This is a genomic window from Streptomyces sp. NPDC005899 (assembly GCF_040629645.1).
In the GTDB taxonomy this organism is placed as follows: Bacteria; Actinomycetota; Actinomycetes; order Streptomycetales; family Streptomycetaceae; genus Streptomyces.
In genome coordinates, this window is sequence record NZ_JBEXWB010000679.1 from 1 (window position 1) to 1,406 (window position 1,406).

Annotated in this window: 1 protein-coding gene; it reads left to right on the plus strand. The window is 67.3% G+C overall.

Translation table 11 applies throughout. The features are described 5' to 3' along the window. Nucleotides 1-506: 506 nt before the first annotated feature. A complete protein-coding gene (locus tag ABZ371_RS32605) occupies nucleotides 507-1,274 on the plus strand; it encodes a phage Gp37/Gp68 family protein (protein WP_358686551.1) in 768 nt (255 codons plus the stop codon). The last annotated feature ends 132 nt before the right edge of the window (nucleotides 1,275-1,406 follow it).

Sequence of the window (1,406 nt, forward strand, 5' to 3'; positions counted from 1 at the left end):
CCCAGGATCAGACGAAGGCCGCCTTCAAGTCCGCTGAACAGCGAAAACGCCGACCAAGTTCGAGCCGCGTTCGACGCCGGACCATAAACGACAAGCTAAACGGCAGCTCCGTGAACGCCTCCGGGAGCCGGAGGAGCACTCCTCCGACCGCCGCCAACCCCTTGCGGAGCTCCGCGCCGAAGCGGCCGTCCAGCAGCGGGTGCGACCCAGCGACGCATCCCGGGCACGGGCTCTGCACCGCCTTGCCGCCGAAAGGGCCGGGCTGACCACGATCGCGTCGGCGGCTGCGCCGGGACCTCTGGGCCAATACGGCCTGACTGACGGAATCTCATACACCTACTAGTTTTCAAACTAAGGTTCGAATGATGGGATTACTGTACGGACCCGAGGGCGATCGGATACCGGCGTATCTATCCCGGTACTCCGGCGGGAACGGCATCGTTAGTCAGCACACCGGGGCCGCCCGCCATCGGGGCGCCCCCGGAGACCGGAGCGGGAGGGGCGCGGTGAGCGACCGCAGTTCGATCGAGTGGACCGAAGCGACATGGAACCCGACCACGGGATGCGACCGGGTGTCCGCGGGGTGCGACAACTGCTACGCCCTCACCCTGTCGAAGCGGCTGAAGGCGATGGGGTCGCCGAAGTACCAGAACGACGGTGACCCCCGTACGTCGGGCCCGGGGTTCGGTCTGACGGTGCATCCGCAGGCATTGACCGTGCCGTTGAAGTGGCGCAGCCCTCGTACGGTCTTCGTCAATTCCATGAGCGATCTCTTCCACGCCCGGGTCCCGCTGGACTATGTACGCCAGGTCTTCGAGGTGATGGCCTCCACTCCGCAGCACACCTATCAGGTGCTGACCAAGCGGGCTAGGCGGGTGCGGCAGGTCGCCGACCGCCTGGAGTGGCCCGAGAACCTGTGGATGGGGGTGTCGGTGGAGAGCGTCAAGGAGCTGCCACGGGTGGAGGACCTGCGACAGGTTCCGGCCGCCGTGAGGTTCCTGTCGTGCGAGCCACTGATCGGGCCGCTTCCCGGGCTGGAGGTGTCCGGGATCGACTGGGTGATCGTCGGCGGCGAGTCCGGCACCGGCGCCCGCCCTATGGATCTCCGATGGGCCGGCGACATCGTCGAGACGTGCCAGACGTCGGGCACTGCGGTGTTCGTCAAGCAGCTGGGCTCGTGCTGGAACAAGACGCACCACAAGGACATCGACCAGTTCCCTGCCGCCTTGCAGGTGCGGGAGTACCCCCGGGCGAAGCCTCGGGTTCCCGCCTGACCTCGAGGACCGCACGTACAGCGGGCCCCGTCCCGGAGCATCCGGGTCCGGGCCCGCGGTAAGACAGTGGGTGGGCGGGTCAGGACCACACAGGGGCCGCCAGACCCCCCACACGCGTAGTGGTCAGCTTTA